The sequence below is a fragment of the Phaeobacter sp. SYSU ZJ3003 genome (genome assembly GCF_041300735.1).
GTDB lineage: Bacteria > Pseudomonadota > Alphaproteobacteria > Rhodobacterales > Rhodobacteraceae > Phycobacter > Phycobacter gallaeciensis_A.
Map to the genome: position 1 here is coordinate 1 of NZ_PXNU01000191.1, position 315 is coordinate 315.

Annotated in this window: 1 pseudogene; it reads right to left on the reverse strand. The window is 61.3% G+C overall.

The annotated features are described in order from the left end of the window. Nucleotides 1-315, reverse strand: a pseudogene (locus tag C6W91_RS21375) (IS256 family transposase); the annotation flags it as partial.

A 315-nucleotide genomic window follows, 5' to 3' on the forward strand; every position in this document is an offset into this window, starting at 1 on the left:
CAATCATCAACAGCTTGTCGGTCATGTGCAGGCCATCAATTTGGATCACCAGAAGATCAAGGTGCGACAGGTCCGAAGCCATCCACTCGCCCATCCGCGCTTCGGTCAGCGCCTTGAAACGTCGTGAGACCGCCGATTTCGACAGGCCTGAGCCGTCCTCCGAGGGCACACCCGCTTCGGGCAAACGAACGGCGCGCCCAAACTTGCGTGTCGCCACATTTATCAGCATCAGGTTCATCGCCCATTCATCCAGCCAGCCGGCCTCGGCGGCCTCCTGCCAACTGGGCAGCGGCATCTCCTTCCCGGTGGCCTTCG